Raw genomic sequence first — 4,898 nt, forward strand, 5'->3', positions numbered from 1 at the left:
CCGGTGACGCGGGCGCGCCCGGCGGGGCGGGCGCGGTCGGCGGGGCGGGCGCGGCCAGTGGAGCGGGCGCGGCTGGCGGGGCGGCTGCGTGGGTGCGGCTGGCGGTTGCTGATGAGGCTTATGCCGCGATCGTGCTGCCCGCGTGCGTGACGCTCGACCCCGCGTCCGAGCAGGCGCTCGTGGCGTTCGCCGACCGGGGCGGCCTGGTCGTCGCCGTCGGCGCCCGTCCCGACGGCGAGCTGCGCTCGCGCGTCCGCTTCGCCGCGACGGCGGCCGACCTCAGCCCGCTGCTGACGCCGCTGCGCCGGGTGGAGGCGCCCGTCCCTCCCCTGGTACGCGAGTACGACGGCGCCACGATCGTCTACCTCCAGGCCGCCTTCCCGATGGCCAGCCACGTCTCGGTCGAACGGCCCGACGACCGGGGCGCCGACCAGGGCTGGGACACGGCCACCATCACCTTCGACCCCGCCCGCCACGCCGCCGGGATGCCGGTGCGTGTGCACGGCGTCTCGGGGACGCCGCTGCTGGTGGACCCGTTCGGGGGCGGGACGCGGGCGCTGCCGTGCACGGTCAGCGGCGGGGCCGTCGAGGTCGTGGTGCCCTTCGACGGCGGCCCGGCCGCACTGCTCGTCTTCACGGGCGAGCACGTGGAGCCGTCCCCGGCGGCCTCCCCGGCGCGCGAGCTGGATCTCGGGACGTCGTGGGAGATGGAGCTCGTCCCCACCCTCGACGACACCTGGGGCGACCTCGGCCACTCCGGTCCGGTCCTGCAACGCTGGGAGGTGCGGCAACGGCTCGACGGGCAGGACGACTGGGCGCCCGCGTACGCGACGTTCGGCTCGCACGGCAGCCTGCGGACGGACGGCGGGGCGTGGCGGCCGGCGGTGTTCTCGACGTCGCGCGGGATCCGCAAGGACCCGATCCACCGGCTCAACCTCGGCCCGAAGGGGCACGTGCCCGAGGAGTTCCTGGACTTCGGCCAGGTCGGCGCGGGTCGGAGCGCCTGCTTCAGGACCGAGCTGACCGTGTCCAGGCAGGGATGCCTCGCGGTCGGGGCGGCGGCCGTCAAGACGGTCCGGCTCGACGGGCGGGACGTCGAGCTGGACGACCACGGCTACCTGGCGATCTCCCGCCTGCCGCTCGCCCCCGGCCGCCACCTGCTGGAGGTGGGGCTGACGCCGGAGGACGACGGGTGGCTGCGCGCGCACGTGGCCGTGGTGACCGACCCCGGACGGTACCTGCGCCCGGAGTGGATCACCGGCCCGGCCGGACCGGCCGAGCTGACCACCACCTTCGACCACCGTCCCGCCGGCTCCGGGAACGACTCCTCGGTGCCGGGCGGCGCCGTCCTCCAGGTCGCCTCCATGACCGCCTGCCGGGTGCTGGTCAACGGCCTGGAGCTGGGCCGTCAGGGCGGCTTCGACCCGTACGACGACCAGCGCAAACCCCGCGTGCGCCGCTACGACCTGACCGGCGTGCTGCGTCCCGGCGAGAACACGGTGAGCGTGCGGACGGGCGACGGAGCCGAGCCGGTGCTGGTGGATGGCCGCGTGCGGTCGGGGCACGGCTGGTGGGCGGTCCACGACGGCGGGCGCACCCGGGCGGAGGTCCGCAGGACGCAGTACCAGGATCCGGCCGCGCTGCACCTCCCCCGCCGCCCCCACCCCTTGCCGGACACCCGCTGGCTGTCGAAGGCCCCGGCGGCTCCCCCGCCTGTCGTGCTGCCCGTGGTCATGGCCGAGGAGGGGACGGCGGGCCGGGTCGAGTGGCTGCGGTTCCCCGTCCCGCCCGGCGCCACGGCGCTGCGGGTGCCGCTGCGCGGGCAGGCCGAGCTGCTGGTGGACGGCGAGAAGCTGGCCGAGGGCACCGGCCACCTGGAGACGCCGCTCGCCCCGAAACGCGGCCCGCGCGAGGCCCTGCTGCGTGTCGTGACCGAGCCCGGCCACACCGGCGGCGCGACGCTCACCGGCCCGGTCGAGTTCGAGACCGGGCCCGGCCCGATCGAGCTGGGCGACTGGGAGCGCGCCGGCCTGCCCGAGTACAGCGGCGGCGTCCGCTACCGCACCGTCACGCGTCTCCCCGAGGCGGTAGACGGGGCGGCGGACGAGGCGATGAACGAGGCGGCAGACGGGGCGGTGGACGAGGCGGCGGGCGGGGCGGTCGTCGATCTCGGGCGCGTCCGTGGCACCGCCGAGGTGCTGGTCAACGGCCGGTCGTGCGGGGTGCGCGTCTGCTCGCCGTACCGCTTCGACGTCGGCGCGGCGCTGCGGGCGGGGGAGAACGTCGTGGAGGTCGAGGTGTTCGGGACGCTGGCGCCGTACCTGGACGCCGTCAGCCCCACCCACTTCGTCTTCGACGGCCAGCGCGCGACCGGCCTGTACGGCCCCGTGCGGTTGCGATATTAGGTGTTCTGTTCCGTGAGGTTGGTGACGCGGAACCGGTTGCGGTAGGTGGTCGCGCTGAGCCCGAAGTAGCTCTTGAAGCGGCGCGCGAAATAGCTCTGGTCCGGCCAGCCCACCGCCCTGGCGATCGACGTCACCGGCTCGTCGGTGCGCAGCAGCAGGTCGGCGGCGGTCTCCACGCGCAGCCGCCCCAGGTACGCCATGGGCGGCAGCCCCGTGGCCGACTTGAACAGCCGCACCAAATACGCCGGGCTGAGCGCGACGGCCCCGGCCAGCTCGGCCAGCGTCCAGTCGTGCGCGAGGTCGGCCTCCACCATGCCGACCACGCGCATGACCGTGGGGTGCGTCACCGTGGCCTCGTCCGGCTCGTCCTGCCCGGTCGTGACCGTGCGGGACAGGTGCCCGAGGAACAGCGACAGCCAGCCGATCACGTCGGCCCGGTGCTTGTGGATGCTCAGCTCGCGCAGCCGGTCGAGGGCTTCGAGGTAGCCGACGCAGGTGCGCAGGTCAACTTCCGCCAAGTGGGTGGTCAGCAGCCCGCGGCGCTGCAACGAGTGCGGGCCGGTCCACAGCAGGTATCCCAGCCGCGGGTCCTCGCGGGTCCAGGCGAGTTCGTTGCGCAGCAGGTCGGTGCCGACGCAGCAGTTGTAGAGGGCGAGCCCGGCGCAGTCCTCGTACCCGTGCCAGACGCCCGGGCGTAACAGGACGACGTCTCCAGCCTGCAGATTCATCCGCCCGGACGACGAGTGGTGCACGGCCGTGCCGGCGGTCACCACGGCGATCTCCACGAAGCTGTGCGTGTGCACGGGCTCCTCGCCCTCGTGCCGGTAGCGCCGCGCGAACGCCGGGGAGCCGTCGGCGAAGAAGAGCAGACCTCTGGACAGCTTGAGGGGGGTGGTGATCACAGCCGCCACCCTAGCGACTGTGATTCACCGCAAGATCGTCCGAGTCTGACGCGTTTAGTGCTATCTGCGGCCCCGCTCCGGCTTTCATGATTTTTACGGTTCGCGTCCCGTTCCCCCCCAGACGGAGAGGACGCCTCATGCAGCTCCTGACGAGAATCGCCGCCACCGTCCTGCTGGCCGCCGCCCCGCTCACCGCGGCGACGGCCGCGTCCGCCGACCCGGTGGACGACTCCGCCTACGGCACCCCGCTGGTCGCCGTCTCGGGAGCCGGCGTCAATTGGCACCCGACGACCGGCCTCGCCTCGCTCAAGGCCCAGCCCGGCCTCACCCAGGCCGGATTCGCCGCCGTCATGAACAGCGCCAACCACCCCATGCGCGCCTGCGACGGCACCGAGGCCGCGGGCCTGCCGATCAAGCCGGCCGCCACGGTGAGCTGGTGCTGGGACAGCGGCGACGCCGCCACCACGACCTGGATCCCGCAGAGCCTGACCACCTCCGGCGACGCCGACGACGACGGCACCTGGGGCGCGTACAAGGCCATCCTCGCGGGCTGGAACTTCTGCAACTCCGGCGAATGCGGAGCGAACCCCCGCAACAACGACGCCAGAGTCGCCTTCATCGACTACACCGACCCGTCCGCGCCGAAATACCGCTGGGTCTACCTGGTCGCCCCCACGGACGGCACCACGAACGCCAACGCCACCAGCTACGCCAACAACACGTTCGGCCCGGCAAAGGCGCACATGGGCGGCATGGCCTGGTACGGCGACAAGCTGTACGTCAGCGCGACGGGCGCCAACTCCACCGGCATCAGGGTCTTCAGCATGGCGGAGATCCTCCAGGTGAACGACTCCGCCTCGGCGATCGGCAGGACCGCCGCCGGGTACGCCGCCTACGGCTACCAGTACGTGATGCCGGAGGTCGGCTTCTACAGCTACGCCAGCGGCACGTGCAGCATGTCCACCGACTCGGGCGTCCCGTGCTTCGCCTCCATCTCGCTCGACCGCAGCACCAGCCCCGACACGCTGACGGCCGTCGAGTACTTCAGCAACCCCGCCCTGCACGGCCGCGTCTACCGCTACAACCTGGGCGGCCCGGACTTCCTGCTGGCCGCCAACGCCGCCGGCTACACCCCCGCCGCGCAGGCGTTCCGGACGCGGGTCGGCAACATGCAGGGCGTGCTGTCCTGGAACGGCACCTGGTACGTCTCCCACAGCTGGCCGGACGAGAACGGCGAGCTGTGGGCGCTGACCACGTCCTCCGGCAAGTCCCATACCTGCGCGAACCCGTACAGCTCGGCGTACGAGTGCTGGGCGATGCATCCGGAGTCGCTCACGTACGACTACGCGACGGGCCTGGTCTGGTCGCTCACCGAGTGGACCAAGGACCAGTGCGCCACCGAGACGGCCACCCCGCTGGCCTGCGGCCGCGCGATCTTCGCCTTCCCCCGCACCTCACTGCCGTCCTAGGTGGCTGGTGTTTTTTGATCTATCTCGCGTAGGTCTGTCCTCTTGTGCCAGGGTGATCGGTGTTGGTCACCGGGCGTGGGGAGAGAACGAGCGATGGCAGTGGGCCAGACTCCGATGCAGCC

General features: G+C 72.8%; 2 protein-coding genes and 1 pseudogene. 2 read left to right on the forward strand and 1 reads right to left on the reverse strand.

The window, feature by feature from the left end:
• A pseudogene (locus tag KME77_RS20170) lies at positions 1–2,405 on the forward strand (hypothetical protein); the annotation flags it as partial.
• Here KME77_RS20170 and KME77_RS20175 read toward each other — a convergent pair.
• Complete coding sequence (locus KME77_RS20175; RefSeq protein WP_219470070.1) at positions 2,402–3,307, reverse strand: AraC family transcriptional regulator; 906 nt, start codon at positions 3,305–3,307, stop codon at positions 2,402–2,404. The pseudogene KME77_RS20170 and the gene KME77_RS20175 overlap by 4 nt on opposite strands.
• A 137-nt stretch (positions 3,308–3,444) precedes the next feature.
• Between KME77_RS20175 and KME77_RS20180 the strand changes: the two genes are divergently transcribed.
• Positions 3,445–4,776 carry a hypothetical protein gene (locus KME77_RS20180; protein ID WP_219470073.1) on the forward strand — a complete coding sequence of 444 codons (1,332 nt, stop codon included), beginning with the start codon at positions 3,445–3,447 and terminating at the stop codon, positions 4,774–4,776.
• The last annotated feature ends 122 nt before the right edge of the window (positions 4,777–4,898 follow it).

This window comes from Nonomuraea rhizosphaerae (genome assembly GCF_019396405.1).
Taxonomy (GTDB): domain Bacteria; phylum Actinomycetota; class Actinomycetes; order Streptosporangiales; family Streptosporangiaceae; genus Nonomuraea; species Nonomuraea rhizosphaerae.